Here is a 17,812-nt window from a genome sequence, read left to right as displayed (position 1 = left end):
GTACGGACGGGCGAGACCAGGGCAAAGTCTACCGGCGGTCCTCCGCCTCCCGGGGGGCCTCTCGGCGACGGGAGCGCGGGAGGACCCTCAGGGCGTCCCCCATGTCGGCCACTTCCAGGACCTTCATGCCCGCGGGGATCTTGCCCGGGTCGCCCGGCACCAGGGCGTGCGTGAAGCCCAGGCGGTGCGCCTCGGCGAGCCTGCGCTGCACCCCCGTGACCCGTCTGACCTCGCCCGCGAGGCCCACCTCGCCGATCGCGACGAGGTTCTTCGGCAGCGGGGTGTCGCTCGCGGCCGACGCCAGGGCGAGCGCGATCGCGAGGTCGGCGGCCGGCTCGGAGAGCTTCACGCCGCCCACCGTGGCGGAGTAGATGTCCCTCTTGCCCAGGGCGCTGATACGGCCCCGCTGTTCCAGCACGGCCAGCATCATCGAGACGCGGGACGTCTCCAGGCCGGAGGTGGTGCGGCGAGGGGAGGGGATCTGGGAGTCGACGGTGAGCGCCTGGACCTCCGCGACCAGGGGGCGGCGGCCCTCCAGGGTGACGGTCAGACAGGTACCGGGGACCGGTTCGTCACGACGTGTCAGGAAAAGTCCGCTCGGGTCGGCGAGGCCCGTGATGCCCTCGTCGTGCAGTTCGAAGCAGCCGACCTCGTCCGTCGCGCCGTAGCGGTTCTTGACGCCCCGGACGAGACGCAGGCGGGCATGCCGGTCGCCCTCGAAGTGCAGGACGACGTCCACCAGGTGCTCCAGCAGACGCGGGCCGGCGATCGCGCCGTCCTTGGTGACATGGCCCACCAGGAGCGTGGACATGCCGCGCTCCTTGGAGGCGCGGATCAGGGCGCCGGCGACCTCGCGGACCTGGGCCATGCCGCCCGGCGCCCCGTCGATCTCCGGGGACGCCACCGTCTGCACCGAGTCGAGGATCAGCAGCGAGGGCTTCACCGCGTCCAGGTGGCCGAGGACGGCGGACAGGTCCGTCTCCGCCGCGAGGTAGAGGTTCTCGTCGAGGGCGCCGATCCGGTCGGCGCGCAGCCGGACCTGGCTCGCCGACTCCTCGCCCGTCACATAGAGGGTCCGGTGCTCCTCGCTCGCCGCCTTGGCCGCCACGTCCAGCAGCAGCGTGGACTTGCCGACGCCGGGCTCGCCCGCGAGCAGCACGACCGCGCCGGGCACCAGCCCGCCGCCGAGCACCCGGTCCAGCTCCGGCACGCCGGTGGAGCGGGCGGTGGCCTGGCGGCCGTCGACCTGGCCGATGGGCAGGGCGGAGGTGGTGACGCGGCCCGGCGTCGTGGTCCGCACCGCGGGCGCGCCGTACTCCTCGACCGTCCCCCACGCCTGGCACTCGGGGCAGCGGCCGAGCCACTTCGCCGTCTGCCAGCCGCACTCCGTGCAGCGGTAGGACGGACGGTCCTTGGTGGTCTTCGTACGGGCAGCCATGGACGAAACGGTAACCGGCGGCACTGACAACGCGGGACGGACCGGCCTCACACCCCAGGCGAACCGGCCCGAACCGGCGCGAACCGGCCGGTTCCATCGGGAACGAGACGCGGAACGAACCGCTCCTGTCCCCTTATGAGGGATCGTTTCACCCGTACGGATTAAAAGCGCTCAAGCGGGCGGAAGGCGCCGCGCCCGGCCCCCTACCGTCGCCGGATGATGAGCAGCAGCCCGGACACCTCGACCCGCACCGCCGGCGCACATCGTGCGCACCGTGATGCGCGAGACCGCGCTGCGGCGCGCACGCTCGCGCAACGACCGCCCGCGCGCTACGAGCCCTACCTCGACGGACTGTTCACCTACTGCCTCTCCGTCCTCTGCGACCACGACGCCGCGACCGCCGCCCTCGGCGAGGTGCTGGTCGTCGCCGAGCGGCGCGGCCAGCGGGCCCCGGAGGCCGCCGCGGACCGCCGGGCCTGGCTGTACGCGCTGGCCCGCTGGGCCTGCCTGTGCAAGCTGGCCGAGGCCAAGCAGAAACGTCAGGCCACACACGCGGCGGGCCGTCACAGCCCCGGCCGCCAGCGGTCCGAGCCGCCCGCCCCGCCCGCCGTCCCCGACGACGTCCAGGAGCGGCGCCGGCGAGAACTCGCCCTGCTGGCGTGGCCGGAGGCCGCCGGCACCACCCCGGAACAGCGCGAGGCGCTGGAACTCGCCGTACGCCACCACCTGGCCGCCCACGAGGTCGCCGCCGTGCTCGGCATGGCCCCCGCCGCCGCCCGCGACCTGCTGGCCGTCGCCGCCTGCGAGGTGGAACGCACCCGCGCGGCCCTCGCCGTCGTCGAGACCGGCACCTGCCCGAGCGTCGCCCGCCTCACCGGCGACCACCAGCTCGTGCTCAGCCCCGCCCTGCGCCGCGAACTGGTCAGGCACGTCGACGACTGTCCGCGCTGCCGCCGCGGCGCCGAACGCGCGGTCCCCGGCCGCTGGCCCGGCGCCTCCGTCACCCCGGCCGCGCTGCCTGTCCTGAAGGCGCCCCGCGCGGCCCTGCACACGGCCATGGCGCATCACCCGCGCGTGCGGGGTGCCGCCGCGCCCCGCTTCGACCGGCGCGGCTTCCCCCTCGACCCCAAGGACCGCGTCGCCCGCCGGGACCGGCTACGCGCGCGTGCCGTCACCACGACGGTCGTCGCCACCGTCGTCGCCGCACCCGTGATCGCCCTGTGGTCGGCTTACCAGGGAGCGCCCGTCACCGGCGAGGGCGAGGACGGCCGCGGGGCCGCCGCCAGCCGCGACGACAGCGCGGGCGGCATCGCCGGCGAGGCGGCGGGCAACGGCTACGAGAACACCGGCAACGCCAGCACCCGGCCCGGCGGCCGCTTCTCCCAGGGCAACACGCCCGACGTCTCCGTGGAGGTCGTCAGCGTCGCCGGAGCCGGGCGGCAGGGCACGGGCCGCCTGGAGGTCACCGCCGGCCACAGCGGCGACACCACGCTCGTCACCCTCACCGCCTCCGGCGCGTCCCCGGTGCGCTGGTCCGCCTCGACCGGCGCGCCCTGGCTGTACCTCAGCCAGTCCTCGGGAACCCTGCGGCCCGGCGAGTCGTCGACGATCAAGGTGTACGTCGACCATCTGCGCGAGCCGTCCGGGTACTGGACCGCGCGGGTGGCGATCTCACCCGCCGGCGCCGTCGTCTCCATCGCGGGCTACGGCACCGCGCCCGCCCCGTCCCGCCCCGGACCGGCCCCGTCGGCCGGCACGCCCACGACCCCGGTTCCGTCCGACCCCGACCCGACGCCGACGCCCACCGCGCCGACCGAGCCCCCGGCCGGCAGCAGCCCGCCGCCGTCACCCGACCCGGAACCCACGCCCAGCGCGTCCACCCCGACCGACCCCGCGGGCTCGACGCCGCCGTCCGGTGACAGCGGCGAACCGAGCCCCGGCACGTCCTGACCGCGTCGCCGTCAGGCCACCGGGTCCGCGGGGTGGGGTGCGACCAGGGGCAGCTGCGAGGCCAGCCGCTGCTCGCACAGCTCGACCAGACGGTCATAGCCCGCCTTGCCCATCAGCTCGGTCAGCTCCGCGCGGTAGGAGACGTACACCGGCTCGCCCGCGCCGTGCGCCGACGTCGCCGAGGTGCACCACCAGTGCAGGTCGTGACCGCCCGGACCCCAGCCGCGGCGGTCGTACTCACCGATCGAGATCTGCAGCACCCGGGTGTCGTCGGGCCGGTCGATCCAGTCGTAGGTCCGGCGGACCGGCAGCTGCCAGCAGACGTCCGGCTTGGTCTCCAGCGGCTCGCGGCCCTCCTTGAGTGCGAGGATGTGCAGCGAGCAGCCCGCGCCGCCCGCGAAGCCGGGCCGGTTCTGGAAGATGCACGACCCCTGGTACGGCCGGGTCTGCCGGGAGCCCTCGTCGTCCTCGGAGATCCAGCCGGTCTGCGTGCCCACGTCGTGGTGCTGCCAGATCTCCGGCGTGAGCCTCGCCACATGCTCGGCGACCCGCTTCTCGTCGTCCTCGTCGGAGAAGTGCGCGCCCAGTGTGCAGCAGCCGTCGGCCGCGCGGCCCGCCTGGATGCCCTGGCAGCCGCTTCCGAAGATGCAGTTCCAGCGAGAGGTCAGCCATGTCAGATCACACCGGAAGACCTGCTCGTCGTCTGCCGGATCAGGAAACTCCACCCACGCGCGGGCGAAGTCGAGGCCCTTCTCGTCGGCCGTCAGGTCCTCCCGCGCCCGCTCCGGGGCGCCCTTCGGTGCTGACGCCTGCGAAGGACCCAGGACCTTTTTGTCCTTCTTGGCCTTCTTGGTCGTCTTTTCGTCCTTCGCCTTTTTCGTCTTTGGCACGGATCCAGAGTAAGTCGCCCGCGGCCGGTGCCGGGACCGGATCGAGCCCGGCACCGGGGGCGGCCGACGGTCCCGCTGGCAGTAGCGTGCCGTACATGAGACTCGGTGTCCTGGACGTGGGATCGAACACGGTGCATCTGCTGGTGGTGGACGCGCACCCCGGCGCGCGCCCGCTGCCCGCGCACTCGCACAAGGTCGAGCTCCGGCTCGCCCAGCTCCTCGACGACGCCGGGGCCATAGGGCCCGAAGGGGTCGACAAGCTGATCGCCGTCGTCCACGACGCCCTCCAGGCCGCCGAGGACAAGGGCGTCGAGGAACTGCTGCCGTTCGCGACCTCCGCCGTGCGCGAGGCCAGCAACGCCGACGACGTCCTCGCGCGCGTGAAGGCCGAGACCGGGGTCGAGCTCCAGGTCCTCACCGGCGCCGAAGAGGCCCGGCTGACCTTCCTCGCCGCCCGCCGCTGGTTCGGCTGGTCCGCCGGGAAGCTGCTCGTCCTGGACATCGGCGGCGGCTCCCTGGAGATCGCCTACGGCATCGACGAGGAGCCCGACGCGGCCGTCTCCCTGCCGCTCGGCGCCGGCCGGCTCACCTCCGGCTGGCTCCCCGGCGACCCGCCCGACGCCGAGGACGTCCGGGCCCTGCGCCGCCACGTCCGCGCGCGGATCGCCCGCACGGTCGGCGAGTTCAGCCGGTTCGGCGCGCCCGACCACGTGGTCGCCACGTCGAAGACGTTCAAGCAGCTCGCCCGCATCGGCGGCGCCGCCCGCTCCGCCGACGGCCTCTACGTCCAGCGCGAGCTCAAGCGCGCGTCGCTGGAGTCCTGGGTCCCCCGCCTCGCCGCCATGACCACCGACGAACGCTCCGAACTCCCCGGCGTCTCCGAGGGCCGCGCGAACCAGCTCCTCGCGGGCGCCCTGGTCGCCGAGGGCGCGATGGACCTGTTCGGCGTGGAGACGCTGGAGATCTGCCCCTGGGCGCTGCGCGAGGGGATCATCCTGCGTCGGCTGGATCACATGCCGGGGGAGTGAGCGGTCCGCCGGGGCGGCGACCTGGCCGAATGCCATGCCCTCACAGGGGGCGCACAGCGGCTCACACAACAGTGCCGAGCGGCGCCCCGTACCCTGTCCCTCGTGGCAGAACCAGTGGTGCGCATCCCGGATGCGAAGGTCGCCCTGTCGACGGCCTCGGTCTATCCGGAGTCGACGGCGACGGCCTTCGAGATCGCCGCGCGCCTCGGTTACGACGGGGTCGAGGTCATGGTGTGGAACGACCCGGTCAGCCAGGACATCGAGGCGCTGCGCCGGCTCAGTGACTACCACCACGTCCCGATCCTCGCCGTCCACGCCCCCTGCCTGCTCATCACCCAGCGCGTCTGGTCCACAGACCCCTGGACCAAGCTCCAGCGCGCCCGCGTGGCCGCCGAGAAGCTGGGCGCGAGCACGGTCGTCGTGCACCCCCCGTTCCGCTGGCAGCGCCAGTACGCCCGGGACTTCGTCGCCGGGATCTGGCGGATGGCGAACGAGACGGATGTGCGCTTCGCCGTCGAGAACATGTACCCCTGGCGCTACCGCGACCGCGAGATGCTCGCGTACGCCCCCGACTGGGACGTCACCAAGGACGACTACCGTCACTTCACGATCGATCTCAGCCACACCGCCACCGCCCGGACGGACGCCCTCCAGATGATCGACCGGATGGGCGACCGCCTCGGCCACATCCACCTCGCCGACGGCGGCGGCTCGGGCAAGGACGAGCACCTGGTCCCCGGCCGCGGCACCCAGCCCTGCGCCGAGCTGCTGGAACGTCTCGCCACGACCGGCTTCGACGGCCATGTCGTCATCGAGGTCAACACCCGCCGCGCCATGTCCAGCGCCGAGCGCGAGGCCGACCTGGCGGAGGCCCTGGCCTTCACGCGCCTGCATCTGGCGTCCGGGGCGCGGGTGCCGCGGCGATGACCGACGAGACCGCCCGCCGCCGGGGCCGCCCCCGCCGTACGGAGGCCGGATCCGCCGACACCCGCGACCGAATCCTGGCCGCGGCCCGCGAGGAGTTCTCCGAGCGCGGCTACGAGAAGACCTCGGTGCGCGGCATCGCCAAGACGGCCGGTGTGGACCCGGCGCTGGTGCACCACTACTTCGGCACGAAGGAGCAGGTCTTCCAGGCGGCCGTCGAGACCGTCTTCGCACCCGCCCTCAGCGCGCCGGACGTGATCTTCGAAGGGCCGGACGACGAGATCGGCGAGCGGTTCGCACGGTTCCTGTTCGGGGTCTGGGAGAACCCGGCGACCCGGACGCCGCTGCTGGCCGTGCTGCGGTCCGCCTTCACCAACGAGATCGCCGCCGCCGTCTTCCGCCGCCTGATCGCCGGCCAGCTGCTGCGCAGGGTCGCCAGCCGGCTCGGCCTGCCCGACGCCGAACTGCGCGCCGAGCTGGCGGCGGCGCAGCTCGTCGGCGTCGCCGTGATGCGGTACGTGATCAAGCTGGAGCCGCTGGCGTCGACGGACGTCGAAGTAATCGTCAAGCGGGTCGCGCCGGTGGTGCAGGGGCATCTGACCGGCCCCTGAGGCGGTTCGGTGACCCTTGGTCCGCCGGTTAGGCCACCCTTGGTTCCTGAGACGCCCGTCCCGCATTCCGGACAGCCTGCCCGGGCTGTCGTACCCCCGGCGTACGCTCGACTCATCCAGAACTCTCTGTTTCATCCAGAACTCTCTGGCAGAGATCATTGAAGGAGCGAGCGACGATGCCCGAGCTGAGGTCCCGCACAGTCACCCACGGCCGCAACATGGCGGGCGCCCGCGCCCTTATGCGCGCCTCCGGTGTACCCGGTGCGGACATCGGCCGGAAGCCGATCATCGCGGTCGCCAACAGCTTCACCGAGTTCGTGCCGGGCCACACCCACCTCCAGCCGGTCGGCCGGATCGTCAGCGAGGCGATCAAGGAGGCGGGCGGCATCCCGCGCGAGTTCAACACCATCGCCGTCGACGACGGCATCGCGATGGGCCACGGCGGCATGCTCTACAGCCTGCCCTCCCGCGACCTGATCGCGGACAGCGTGGAGTACATGGTCGAGGCGCACTGCGCCGACGCCCTGATCTGCATCTCCAACTGCGACAAGATCACCCCGGGCATGCTGAACGCCGCGCTGCGGCTCAACATCCCCACGGTCTTCGTCTCCGGCGGCCCCATGGAGTCCGGCCGCGCCACCCTGGTCGACGGCACCGTCCGTACGCTCGACCTGGTCGACGCGATCTCCGACGCCGTGAACGACAAGATCTCGGACGAGGACATCCTCCGCATCGAGGAGAACGCCTGCCCGACCTGCGGCTCCTGTTCCGGCATGTTCACCGCCAACTCGATGAACTGCCTGACCGAGGCCATCGGCCTCTCCCTCCCCGGCAACGGCTCCACCCTGGCCACCCACACGGCCCGCCGCGCGCTCTACGAGAACGCCGCCCGCACGGTCATGGACATCACCCGCCGCTACTACGAGCAGGACGACGACTCGGTCCTGCCCCGCAACGTGGCCACCTTCGCGGCCTTCGAGAACGCGATGGCCCTGGACATCGCGATGGGCGGCTCCACCAACACGATCCTGCACCTGCTGGCCGCCGCGCAGGAGGCCGGCGTCCCGTTCGGCCTCGAGGAGATCGACGCGGTCTCGCGCCGGGTCCCCTGCCTGGCGAAGGTCGCGCCGAACGTCGCCAAGGACCGCACGTACTACATGGAGGACGTGCACCGCGCGGGCGGCATCCCCGCCCTGCTCGGCGAACTGCACCGCGCGGGCCTGCTCAACGAGGACGTGCACGCCGTGCACAGCCCGTCCCTCGCGGACTGGCTGAAGACCTGGGACGTGCGCGGCGGCTCCCCGTCCGCGGAGGCCGTCGAACTGTGGCACGCGGCCCCCGGCTGCGTCCGCTCCGCCGAGGCCTTCTCCCAGTCCGAGCGCTGGGAAGCCCTGGACACCGACGCCGAGGGCGGCTGCATCCGCTCCGCCGAGCACGCCTACTCCAAGGACGGCGGTCTCGCCGTCCTCAAGGGCAACCTGGCGGTCGACGGCTGCGTCGTGAAGACGGCCGGAGTCGACGAGTCGATCTGGACCTTCGAGGGTCCGGCCGTCGTCTGCGAGTCGCAGGAGGAGGCCGTCGAGAAGATCCTGAACAAGCAGGTCACCGACGGCGACGTGGTCGTCATCCGCTACGAGGGCCCCAAGGGCGGCCCCGGTATGCAGGAGATGCTGTACCCGACGTCCTTCCTCAAGGGCCGCGGCCTCGGCAAGACCTGCGCGCTGGTCACCGACGGCCGGTTCTCCGGCGGCACCTCCGGCCTGTCCATCGGCCACGCGTCCCCCGAGGCGGCGTCCGGCGGCACCATCGCGCTCGTCGAGGACGGCGACCGCATCCGCATCGACATCCCGAACCGCTCGATCGAGCTGCTGGTCGACGACGCCGAACTGGCCCGCCGCGAGCAGGCCCTGAACGGCGTCTACGCGCCGAAGAACCGCGACCGCAAGGTCTCGGCCGCCCTGCGCGCGTACGCCGCGATGGCGACCAGCGCGGACAAGGGCGCGGTACGGGACGTCAGCAAGCTGGGCTGAACTCGCACGCCTCGCCCTCGTGACTGTGAGCGGCCGCCTCCTTCAGGGGGCGGCCGCTCACTGCTCACCAGTCGCCCGGAGCCCGCCCGTCCACTCCGAAGACCGTGCCGTCCGGCGCGGCCGCGTACACCCGCGTGCCCACCAGCACCGGCGCGGGCACGTCACCGCTGACCTTGCCGGAATCCGTGCCCAGCCGGGCGGGCGTCTGCCCGACGAGCCGCCCGCTGCGGGCGTCGACGGCCATCAGCCGCCCGTCCGCGGCGGTGAAGTACACCTGCCGGCCGTCCGCCACCGGTGCCGAGCCCCGGCTCACGGACGTCTCCAGATGCCACAGCCGCTTCCCCCGCGCCAGGTCGAAGGCCTCCAGGGAACCGCCGGCCGCCAGCACGTACACGACGTCGCCGTGCACGGCGGCCTGGGTGTCCTGGCGGGGCACGGGCAACGCCACCCGCTCCACCGAGAGGGACGCCGGGTCGTACCGGACGACGGCGTCCGTGTCGCCGTAGACGGCGTCGACGGCGGTGAAGTAGACGGCCCCGGAGCCGGCCCCGGACGCCGACCCGGACCCTGATCCGGATTCGGATCCGGACCCTGATGCGGATCCGCCGCCCGCCGAGCCGACCGGCTCCAGCGTGCCCTCCAGCAGCGCCGTCCACCGCACCTCGCCGGTGGCCGGGTCCACCGCGCTGACCCGGGTGCCCGAGCCGTCGTCGGACGGGGTGGCCGCGTAGGCCAGCGAGTCCCCGGCGAAGGCCGTGAAGTACGGCATGGCATGGCCCGGAATCCGCCGCTCCCAGCTCGTCTCGCCGGTCGCGCTGTCCACACCGGTGACCGTTCCGTCGGCCCCGGTGACCAGCAGCGTGCCCCCGGCGTACCGGGTCGCGGCGTGCCGGGGCAGATCCCGGTGCCAGACCTCGGCGCCCGAAGCGGGGTCGAGGGCCGCGAGCCGCCGTCCGCCGTCCGTGTCGGGTTGTACCAGCCCGCCCGAGACGACGGGCGGTCCGCTCGTCTGGCCGGTCGCGGCGGAACGCGTCCACGCGCGCGTGCCGTCGGCCGGGTCGAGGGCGAAGACCTGCCCGGGCCGCGAACACAGCAGCAGCTCCGCGCCGTACGCGCACTGCGGTACCGCGCCACCCGCCGTCGTGGGCTTCGCCGCCCACGCGCTGAACCCGGCCGTCGCCGTACGGGGTGTGGCGTCCTCCGGCGCCCCGTCGGCTCCGCCGAGCAGCCGTACCGACGCGAGCGCACCGCCCACGAGGACGGCGGCGGCGAGTCCGGCGAGCACGAGACGCCGACGGCGCGCCCGCCGCACGACGGACGCCGGTTCGCCGGCAGCCCCCTCGGCACGCCCGCCGGCCCGCCCCTTCGACCGAAGCCGCTTGACGACCGCACCGGCCCCGGACGCACTGCCCTCGGACCCGCTACCCGCGGACCCGCCGCCTTCGGCTTCCGGGCCCTCGGCTTCCGGGCCCTCGGACCCCGTGCCCTCGGACCCCGTGCCCTGGGCACCGCCCGGCTCCTGTCCGCCCCACGCCTCCTCCGCCAGCGTCCGCTGTGCCGGTATGAACGCCTGCGTGTCGTAGGACGCCGCGACCGACCGCAGCTCCCGCATCAACTCGTCCGGACTGGGACGCTGTTCGGGCTCCTTCGCCAGACAGCGCAGCACCAGCGGAGCAAGCCCCTCCGGTACGCCGGTCAGGTCCGGCTCGTCATGGACGACCTGGTAGGCGACGACGTACGGACTGTCGGAGTCGAACGGCCCGCGCCCCGTGGCCGCGTGCACCATGACCGAACCGAGCGCGAAGATGTCGGCGGCGGGCCCCACCTCGCGCGGCCGCCGGAACTGCTCCGGCGCCATGAACGGCGGCGTCCCGATCAACTTCCCGGTCTCGGTGCGCAGTTCGCTGTCCTTCGGCCGGGAGATGCCGAAGTCGATGACCTTCGGCCCGTCCTCGGCGAGCAGCACGTTGCTCGGCTTCAGATCGCGGTGCACCACACCCACCCGGTGGATGTCGCGCAGCGCCTCCGCCAGCCCGGCCATCAGCCGCCGCAACTGGGCGGCGGGCATGGGCCCGTTCCGCTTCACCTGCTGGGCCAGGGTGGGGCCGGGGATGAACAGCGTGGCCATCCAGGGCCGCTCGGCCTCCGGGTCGGCGTCGACGACCGGCGCCGTGAACGCGCCGCTGACCCGCCGCGCCGCCGCCACCTCCTGCCGGAACCGGCCCCTGAACTCGGGGTCCCGGGCGAACTCCGCGTGGACGACCTTCACCGCGAGCTTCATCCCGGAGGCACTGCGGGCCAGGTGCACGACGCCCATGCCGCCGGAGCCCAGACAGGACTCCAGACGGTAGTGGCCGACGTATGCGGGAAGTTCCGCTTCCGCGCCCGCTCCGGTGTTGCGCTGTGGCGCCATGGACCACCCCCGTGCTCTCGTCCGCGCGCGCGACGCACGGAGCCTAGTCGATGACTCGTACGAGACCGAGGCGGCTTGCTAGCCTCCGTGTGCGAGTCGCGCACATATGTTTCGCCGCGCGATTCCGGGGAATGAAGGCGACCCCATGGCCGTCCGGGCCATGGGTCAACGGGGGAGGTTCGGCCATGGCCGTGAACCATGTGGAAGAGACCGAGGGCGTCGACGGCGCCGGGGACGGCGCGGCCGTGACGGCGGCGGACGGCGTCACGACGATGGCCCTGCGCTACTACGCGGTCGCCCCGGGCGTCCGGCTCAATGTGCGACGGGGGCCCGGCACCAACTACGACATCGTCCGCGTACTGGCCGAGGGCGCGCGCGTCCCGATCTACTGCCAGCGACCCGGCGAGACGATCAGCGGTCCGTACGGCACCTCGAACATCTGGGACAACATCAGCAACGGCGAGTACGTCGCCGACGCGTTCGTGAACACGGGCAGCGACGGTTACGTCGCCTCCCGCTGCCTCTGACACCACCGGGAGCCCGCGACCCGGGCCGTCGGCACACGGGAGCCATAATCGACGCGTGAGCGACGAATCCGGCACCCCGACGACCCTCGCGGGCTCCCAGCCCACCTCGGGCTCCCAGCCCACCTCGGGCCCGCGCCCCGAGCCCATCCGTTTCTTCGGCACCACCTGGCTGCACCACGACAACGGCTACGCCTGGCGCCGCATCGGCGTCTCCGCCGGCTCCCTGGCCACCGCCGTCGCCGCCTGCCTGGTGCTGCGCTTCGCCTACGAGGGCCTGACACTCGCCAACACCGGCAACCTGGTCTCCCTGCTCGTCGTCGTCATGTTCGCGGTGTGCAGCGCGCTCGCCTTCCGGCACACCTGGGACGGCTTCGGCAAGCGGCCCGACCCCGAGCGCCAGTCCTCCCTGCGCGGCCTGCTCACCATCGGCTTCGTCGGCTCCCTCCTCGCCTACTTCTTCCGCTCCCTCACCGAGGCCCCGGGCGAGAAACTGCACCGCGAGGAGTACGAGACCGCCCGCGAGCAGCACGAGAAGCGCACCGCCCGCCGCACCGGCAACCCGTCGAAGAAGCGCCGCCGCGGCTGACCCGCCCCACCGGGCTCCCCCGGAAATCCCTGTCACCGCTCACCCCCCGGCGGCCACCATGGCCGTATGCCGACTCCACGACGCCCACTCCCGCCGCCCGCCTCCGCCGGCCCCGCCCAGCCCGGCTCCCCCCTGGCCCGTCGCGCCCGGTCCTTCGACGCCGTCGCCGCCCAGTACGCCGCGAACCGCCCCTCCTACCCGCCCGCCCTCTTCGACACGATCGAGCGGATCGCCGACCGCCCCCTCGCGGGCGCCCGCGTCGCGGACATCGGCGCCGGGACCGGCATAGCGTCCGCCCTGCTGCACCAGCGCGGCGCCGATGTCGTCGCCGTCGAACCCGGTGACGGCATGGCGGCCGAGTTCCGCCGCGCCCACCCCGGCATCCCGCTCGTCCGCGGCGACGGAAACTCCCTCCCCCTCGCCGACTCCTGCGCCGACTTCGTCACCTACGCCCAGGCCTGGCACTGGACCGACCCCGCACGCGCCCTGCCCGAGGCCTTCCGGGTGCTGCGGCCGGGCGGCACGCTCGCGCTGTGGTGGAACCGCGACGCCCAGGACATCCCCTGGATCGCCGAGCAGACCGACCGCGTCAAACGGCACTACGGCGAGGGAGTGATCGTCTCCTGGGGCGTCCGCGGCCCCCACACCACCTCCCTCCCCGATTTCACGGCCGCGGCCGACGCGGCCGACGGCATCACCCTGAACTGCGTCCGCGAGGTCGTCCGCTGGAGCCGCCGCATCCCGCTCGACACCCACCTCGCCAACCTCGGCAGCCACTCGATCTTCCTGGTCCACGGCCCGGAACGCAGCGCCGCCTTCCTCGCCGAGGAGCGGTACCACCTCCTGAGCCGCTTCCCCGACGCGGTCGTCGAGGAGGTCTACGACGTGGAACTCCTGATCGCCACCGCCGTCGCTTGACGCACCCCGACTCCGGGAGGATTATTCATCACGTGATGAATAATCCTTCCAAGCCTCCCGACGGACCCGCCCCACGGCCCTCCGACCCCACCGCGGAACCCGCCGTCCACGCCGCCGGCCTCACCGTCACCCGCGGCCCCCGCACCGTCCTGCGCGACCTCGCCTTCACCGTCCCCCGAGGCCAGATCACCGGCCTCCTCGGCCCCTCCGGCTGCGGCAAATCGACCCTCATGCGCGCCATCGTCGGCACCCAGGCCAAAGTCACCGGCACCCTCGACGTCCTCGGCCACCCCGCCGGCCACCCCACCCTGCGCACCCGCATCGGCTATGTCACCCAAGCCCCCTCCGTCTACGACGACCTGACCGTCCGCCAGAACCTCGCCTACTTCGCCGCGATACTCAGCCCCGGCCGCGCCGCAGCCGGACACCGCCACCGCGACGTCACCCGAGCCATCGCCGACGTCGACCTCACCAGCCACGCGGACGCCCTAGCCGGCACCCTCTCCGGCGGCCAGCGCAGCCGCGTCTCCCTCGCCGTCGCCCTGCTCGGCACCCCCGAACTCCTCGTCCTCGACGAACCCACCGTCGGCCTCGACCCCGTCCTGCGCCGCGACCTGTGGAACCTCTTCCACGACATCGCCGCCACCCGCGGCGCCACCCTCCTCATCTCCTCCCACGTCATGGACGAGGCCGAGCGCTGCCACCGCCTCCTGCTCATGCGCGACGGCGAGATCCTCGCCGACGACACCCCGGACGCCCTGCGCGCCCGCACCGGCGCCGACACCGTCGAAGCCGCCTTCCTGCACCTGGTCGACGAGGCAGCCGACCGCGCGAAGGAGACCACCCGATGAGCACCACCACGACCCCGGCACCCCGGCCGACCCCCACCAGCGCCCTGAACATCTCCCGCACCACCGCCACCGCGGCCCGCGTCCTGCGCCAGCTCGCCCACGACCCGCGCACGATCGCGCTGATGATCCTCATCCCCTGCGTGATGCTGTTCCTGCTGCGCTACGTCTTCGACGGCAGCCCGCGCACCTTCGACAACATCGGCGCCTCACTCCTCGGGATCTTCCCGCTGATCACCATGTTCCTGGTGACATCCATCGCCACCCTGCGCGAACGCACCTCGGGCACCCTCGAACGCCTCCTCGCCATGCCCCTCGGCAAAGGCGACCTCATCGCGGGCTACGCCCTCGCCTTCGGCACCCTGGCGATCATCCAGTCCGCCCTCGCCACCGCCCTCGCCCTGTGGGCCCTCGGCCTCGACGTCACCGGCTCCCCCTGGCTCCTCCTGCTGGTCGCCCTCCTCGACGCCCTGCTCGGCACCGCCCTCGGCCTCTTCGTCTCCGCCTTCGCGGCCTCCGAGTTCCAAGCCGTCCAGTTCATGCCCGCCGTGATCTTCCCCCAGCTCCTCCTCTGCGGCCTGTTCACCCCGAGGGACAACATGCACCCCGTCCTCGAAGCCATCTCCGACGTCCTGCCCATGTCCTACGCCGTCGACGGCATGAACGAGGTCCTCGAACACACCGACATGACCGCCGCCTTCGTCCGCGACGCCCTGATCGTCGCCGGCTGCGCCCTCCTCGTCCTCACCCTGGGCGCCGCCACCCTGCGACGCCGTACGACCTGACGACACGGCGTCCGCCCACCGGACACCAGCCCCCTCCCCGCACCCCGAGTGCGAGGATGGCCCTGGACGACGCACAACCCGGAGGGCACCGCAGTCATGAGCCAGAAAGTCGCAGTCCTCGGCACCGGCAAGATCGGCGAAGCCCTGCTCAGCGGAATGATCCGCGGCGGCTGGACCCCCGCCGACCTCCTGGTCACCGCCCGCCGCCCCGAGCGGGCCGAAGAACTCCGCACCCGCTACGGAGTCACCCCGGTCACCAACCCGGAAGCCGCCAAGACCGCCGACACCCTGATCCTCACGGTCAAGCCCCAGGACATGGGCACCCTCCTCGACGAACTCGCCCCCCACATCCCCGCCGACCGACTGGTCATCAGCGGCGCCGCCGGTATTCCCACCTCCTTCTTCGAGGACCGCCTCACCGCCGGCACCCCCGTCGTCCGCGTCATGACGAACACCCCCGCCCTCGTCGACGAGGCCATGTCCGTCATCTCCGGCGGCAGCCACGCCACCGCCGACCACCTCGCCCACACCGAGGAGATCTTCGGCGCCGTCGGCAAGACGCTCCGCGTCCCCGAGTCCCAGCAGGACGCCTGCACCGCCCTCTCCGGCTCCGGCCCGGCCTACTTCTTCTACCTGGTCGAAGCCATGACCGACGCCGGCATTCTCCTCGGCCTGCCCCGCGACAAGGCCCACGACCTGATCGTCCAGTCCGCGATCGGCGCCGCGACCATGCTCCGCGACAGCGGCGAACACCCGGTCAAGCTCCGCGAGAACGTCACGTCCCCCGCGGGCACGACCATCAACGCCATCCGCGAACTCGAGAACCACGGCGTACGCGCCGCCCTCATCGCCGCCCTCGAAGCCGCCCGCGACCGCAGCCGCGAACTCGCCTCCGGCAACAGCTGACCCGCCCGCCGGGGGCGGTCACCGCGCCGCGTCCACGACCTCCTTCGTGAGCACCACCCGCGCGAACCCGCCCCCGTGCAGCGACACCGCCGACGCCTGCGCCACCTCGTCCGCACTCCGCCGCCAGCCGAACGGCCCGGCCAGGTCGAACGTGTACGTCGCGTCGTACGCCACCACCACGTCGAACCCCAGGTTCCCGCCCATCCGCGCGGTCGTCTCCACACACATGTTGGTCTGGACACCGACCACCACGACCTGCGAGATCCCCTCCGCCTTCAGCCTGGCGCCCAGATCCGGCATCCCCAGGAAGGCCGAGTTCACGGTCTTCGTCACCAGCAGCTCCCTCCCGGCCCCCTTCCCAAGCCGCTCCCGCACGTACTCCTTGAAGTCATTGCCCGAGTAACCCCGCCGCAGCGGCGACTCCGGCTTCACCGAGTCATGCCGCACGAAGACGACCGGCCGCCCCGTCGTCTGCCAGGTGTCGATGAGCGAGGCGATGTTCTCGTCGGCCCCGGGATTGTTGCGCCGCCCCCAGAACCCGGACTCCTCGAAGCCCTGCTGCACATCGACGACCACCAACGCTGCGTTCTCCGCGATCTCCATGCCCACGAGCATCCCGCCACCGGACCACCCACCCCAGAGGCGAGAAAGTCATCGATCGATGGTTTACTGCCACCCATGGACCGCGTGGCCCTCGTCGCCTTCCCCGGCATCCGCGCCTTCGACGTCTCCGTCATCACCGAGGTCTGGGGGGCCGACCGCACCGACCGTGGAGCGCCTGCCTTCGACCTGCGCCGGGTCGCCACCGACACGACCACCCCCATCCCCATGCGCGGCGGCCTCTCCCTGCTTCCCGACCGCACCCTCACCTGGCTGTCCCGAGCCGACCTGATCCTGATTCCCGGCCTCGACGACCACATCACGCCCGCACCAGGCCCCGTCCTCGACGCCCTCCGCCGGGCCCACGCCCGCGGCACCACCATCGCCGCCCTCTGCGGCGGCGCCTTCACCCTCGCCCAGGCCGGCCTCCTCGACGGCCGCCGCGCCATCACCCACTGGAACCTCGTCGACCACCTCCGCACCCTCCACCCCCACGTCACCGTCGTCCCCGACACCCTGTTCATCGAGGACGACAACGTCTGGACCGCCGCCGGAACCGCCGCCGGCATCGACCTCTGCCTCCACCTCGTCCGCCGCACCCACGGGGCCGAGGCCGCCGCCACCATCGCCCGCTCCATGGTCACCGCCCCCTTCCGCACCGGAACCCAGGCACAGTTCATCGAGCACCCCACCCCACGCGCGGACCGTGACGCCGACACCCTCGCCGCCGTACGCGAACACGCCCTCCGCCACCTGCACGAACCGCTCACGGTCGGCGACCTGGCCGCCCACGCCGGCATGTCCCCGCGCAGCTTCGCCCGCCACTTCACCGCGGAGACCGGCACGACCCCCCTGCGCTGGCTCCTCGACCAGCGCATCGCCGCCGCCCAGAGACTCCTCGAGCGCACCGACCTCCCCATGCCCGAGGTCGCCCGCCGTGCCGGCTTCGGCAGCGAGGTCACGATGCGCCAGCACTTCGCATCGCGCCTCGCCACCAGCCCACGCGCCTACCGCGCCGCGTTCAGCACGGCCTCCGCCTCGGCCCCCGTATCAGAGGAGGCCGGCAGCAACCCGATCGCGCGATAAGCGGCATCCACCGTCGGCCGGGCCATCGCCCGAGCCCTCTCCGCACCGTCCCGCAGCACCCCCTCCACATAGCCGGGATCGGCAACCAACTCCTTGTGCCTCTGCTGCACGGGCCTCAGCACCTCGACCACGGCCTCCGCCGTGTCCTTCTTCAAGGCGCCGTACGACTCGTATACACCGCTCAGCGTCTCCGGGTTCCCACCCGTACAAGCCGCGAGGATCTCCAGCAGATTCGCGACGCCCGGCCGGGCCTCCCGGTCGTAGACGACGTC

General features: G+C 72.8%; 17 protein-coding genes (1 of these 17 cut by a window edge). 12 read left to right on the top strand and 5 right to left on the bottom strand.

All coding sequences use genetic code 11. The features are described 5' to 3' along the window. Window positions 1-28 precede the first annotated feature (28 nt). Window positions 29-1,438 carry a DNA repair protein RadA gene (gene radA / locus ACSU6L_RS16365; RefSeq protein WP_437057534.1) on the bottom strand — a complete coding sequence of 470 codons (1,410 nt, stop codon included), beginning with the start codon at window positions 1,436-1,438 and terminating at the stop codon, window positions 29-31. Window positions 1,439-1,654: 216 nt separating this feature from the next. On the opposite strand from radA, the gene ACSU6L_RS16360 reads away from it, so the two are divergent. Further along, window positions 1,655-3,388 carry a BACON domain-containing protein gene (locus ACSU6L_RS16360; RefSeq protein WP_437057532.1) on the top strand — a complete coding sequence of 578 codons (1,734 nt, stop codon included), beginning with the start codon at window positions 1,655-1,657 and terminating at the stop codon, window positions 3,386-3,388. 11 nt (window positions 3,389-3,399) lie between these two features. Here ACSU6L_RS16360 and ACSU6L_RS16355 read toward each other — a convergent pair whose 3' ends face one another. Next, window positions 3,400-4,278, bottom strand: coding sequence for a hypothetical protein (locus ACSU6L_RS16355; protein WP_437057531.1), 879 nt, complete (start codon window positions 4,276-4,278; stop codon window positions 3,400-3,402). A 95-nt stretch (window positions 4,279-4,373) separates the two neighbouring features. Between ACSU6L_RS16355 and ACSU6L_RS16350 the strand changes: the two genes are divergently transcribed. The 4 genes from ACSU6L_RS16350 (at window position 4,374) to ilvD (ending at window position 8,871) form a co-directional block, all read left to right on the top strand. Further along, window positions 4,374-5,306 (top strand): Ppx/GppA phosphatase family protein, encoded by a 933-nt coding sequence (locus ACSU6L_RS16350; RefSeq protein ID WP_437057529.1) that lies wholly within the window; start codon window positions 4,374-4,376, stop codon window positions 5,304-5,306. Window positions 5,307-5,408: 102 nt separating this feature from the next. Continuing rightward, window positions 5,409-6,233: a sugar phosphate isomerase/epimerase family protein gene (locus ACSU6L_RS16345; protein ID WP_073943339.1), complete on the top strand. Its 825-nt coding sequence runs from the start codon at window positions 5,409-5,411 to the stop codon at window positions 6,231-6,233. Next, entirely contained in the window at window positions 6,230-6,841 is a 612-nt protein-coding gene (locus ACSU6L_RS16340) for a TetR family transcriptional regulator (protein WP_437057528.1), read from the top strand. The genes ACSU6L_RS16345 and ACSU6L_RS16340 overlap by 4 nt, the downstream gene beginning before the upstream one ends. A gap of 176 nt (window positions 6,842-7,017) precedes the next feature. Beyond that, window positions 7,018-8,871 (top strand): dihydroxy-acid dehydratase, encoded by a 1,854-nt coding sequence (gene ilvD, locus ACSU6L_RS16335; protein WP_437057527.1) that lies wholly within the window; start codon window positions 7,018-7,020, stop codon window positions 8,869-8,871. Between the two features lie 64 nt (window positions 8,872-8,935). On the opposite strand, the gene ACSU6L_RS16330 is transcribed toward ilvD, so the two are convergent. Further along, complete coding sequence (locus ACSU6L_RS16330) at window positions 8,936-11,284, bottom strand: serine/threonine-protein kinase (protein WP_437057525.1); 2,349 nt, start codon at window positions 11,282-11,284, stop codon at window positions 8,936-8,938. 185 nt (window positions 11,285-11,469) lie between these two features. Here ACSU6L_RS16330 and ACSU6L_RS16325 point away from each other — a divergent pair, with 185 nt between their 5' ends. The 6 genes from ACSU6L_RS16325 to proC all read left to right on the top strand — a co-directional run bounded on the left by ACSU6L_RS16325 (window position 11,470) and on the right by proC (window position 15,854). After that, window positions 11,470-11,811 carry an SH3 domain-containing protein gene (locus ACSU6L_RS16325; protein ID WP_437057523.1) on the top strand — a complete coding sequence of 114 codons (342 nt, stop codon included), beginning with the start codon at window positions 11,470-11,472 and terminating at the stop codon, window positions 11,809-11,811. Window positions 11,812-11,866: 55 nt separating this feature from the next. Continuing rightward, window positions 11,867-12,397 carry an EamA/RhaT family transporter gene (locus ACSU6L_RS16320; protein ID WP_437057522.1) on the top strand — a complete coding sequence of 177 codons (531 nt, stop codon included), beginning with the start codon at window positions 11,867-11,869 and terminating at the stop codon, window positions 12,395-12,397. 66 nt (window positions 12,398-12,463) lie between these two features. After that, window positions 12,464-13,315 carry a class I SAM-dependent methyltransferase gene (locus ACSU6L_RS16315; RefSeq protein ID WP_437057521.1) on the top strand — a complete coding sequence of 284 codons (852 nt, stop codon included), beginning with the start codon at window positions 12,464-12,466 and terminating at the stop codon, window positions 13,313-13,315. A 32-nt stretch (window positions 13,316-13,347) separates the two neighbouring features. Beyond that, window positions 13,348-14,166: an ABC transporter ATP-binding protein gene (locus ACSU6L_RS16310; protein WP_437057520.1), complete on the top strand. Its 819-nt coding sequence runs from the start codon at window positions 13,348-13,350 to the stop codon at window positions 14,164-14,166. After that, the gene (locus tag ACSU6L_RS16305; protein WP_437057519.1) at window positions 14,163-14,948 is read left to right on the top strand and encodes an ABC transporter permease; all 786 of its coding nucleotides are present in this window, start codon (window positions 14,163-14,165) and stop codon (window positions 14,946-14,948) included. The genes ACSU6L_RS16310 and ACSU6L_RS16305 overlap by 4 nt, the downstream gene beginning before the upstream one ends. Window positions 14,949-15,044: 96 nt before the next feature. Further along, window positions 15,045-15,854, top strand: coding sequence for a pyrroline-5-carboxylate reductase (gene proC / locus ACSU6L_RS16300; protein ID WP_073943348.1), 810 nt, complete (start codon window positions 15,045-15,047; stop codon window positions 15,852-15,854). Window positions 15,855-15,872: 18 nt separating this feature from the next. Here proC and ACSU6L_RS16295 read toward each other — a convergent pair whose 3' ends face one another. Then, entirely contained in the window at window positions 15,873-16,457 is a 585-nt protein-coding gene (locus ACSU6L_RS16295) for a cysteine hydrolase family protein (protein WP_437057518.1), read from the bottom strand. Window positions 16,458-16,532: 75 nt separating this feature from the next. On the opposite strand from ACSU6L_RS16295, the gene ACSU6L_RS16290 reads away from it, so the two are divergent. Next, window positions 16,533-17,540 carry a GlxA family transcriptional regulator gene (locus tag ACSU6L_RS16290; RefSeq protein ID WP_437057517.1) on the top strand — a complete coding sequence of 336 codons (1,008 nt, stop codon included), beginning with the start codon at window positions 16,533-16,535 and terminating at the stop codon, window positions 17,538-17,540. Here ACSU6L_RS16290 and trpS read toward each other — a convergent pair. Continuing rightward, window positions 17,462-17,812 carry the end of a tryptophan--tRNA ligase gene (gene trpS / locus ACSU6L_RS16285; protein ID WP_437057516.1) on the bottom strand. The gene runs 693 nt beyond the window's last position, so only the last 351 of its 1,044 coding nucleotides appear in the window; its start codon lies off the right edge, out of view; it ends in the stop codon at window positions 17,462-17,464. The genes ACSU6L_RS16290 and trpS overlap by 79 nt on opposite strands.

Source organism: Streptomyces sp. enrichment culture, assembly GCF_964272855.1.
Taxonomy (GTDB): domain Bacteria; phylum Actinomycetota; class Actinomycetes; order Streptomycetales; family Streptomycetaceae; genus Streptomyces.
Note: the sequence above shows the minus strand (reverse complement) of the source record. Positions and strands in the feature narration are given on the sequence as shown.

Bases quoted from the DNA above. Each gene is read 5' to 3' on its own strand.
- ACSU6L_RS16295 (WP_437057518.1), bottom strand. From the start codon at position 16,457: ATGGAGATCGCGGAGAACGCAGCGTTGGTGGTCGTCGATGTGCAGCAG.
- ACSU6L_RS16305 (WP_437057519.1), top strand. From the start codon at position 14,163: ATGAGCACCACCACGACCCCGGCACCCCGGCCGACCCCCACCAGCGCC.
- ACSU6L_RS16325 (WP_437057523.1), top strand. From the start codon at position 11,470: ATGGCCGTGAACCATGTGGAAGAGACCGAGGGCGTCGACGGCGCCGGG.
- ACSU6L_RS16340 (WP_437057528.1), top strand. From the start codon at position 6,230: ATGACCGACGAGACCGCCCGCCGCCGGGGCCGCCCCCGCCGTACGGAG.
- ilvD (WP_437057527.1), top strand. From the start codon at position 7,018: ATGCCCGAGCTGAGGTCCCGCACAGTCACCCACGGCCGCAACATGGCG.
- radA (WP_437057534.1), bottom strand. From the start codon at position 1,438: ATGGCTGCCCGTACGAAGACCACCAAGGACCGTCCGTCCTACCGCTGC.
- ACSU6L_RS16290 (WP_437057517.1), top strand. From the start codon at position 16,533: ATGGACCGCGTGGCCCTCGTCGCCTTCCCCGGCATCCGCGCCTTCGAC.
- proC (WP_073943348.1), top strand. From the start codon at position 15,045: ATGAGCCAGAAAGTCGCAGTCCTCGGCACCGGCAAGATCGGCGAAGCC.
- ACSU6L_RS16350 (WP_437057529.1), top strand. From the start codon at position 4,374: ATGAGACTCGGTGTCCTGGACGTGGGATCGAACACGGTGCATCTGCTG.
- ACSU6L_RS16315 (WP_437057521.1), top strand. From the start codon at position 12,464: ATGCCGACTCCACGACGCCCACTCCCGCCGCCCGCCTCCGCCGGCCCC.
- ACSU6L_RS16360 (WP_437057532.1), top strand. From the start codon at position 1,655: ATGATGAGCAGCAGCCCGGACACCTCGACCCGCACCGCCGGCGCACAT.
- ACSU6L_RS16330 (WP_437057525.1), bottom strand. From the start codon at position 11,284: ATGGCGCCACAGCGCAACACCGGAGCGGGCGCGGAAGCGGAACTTCCC.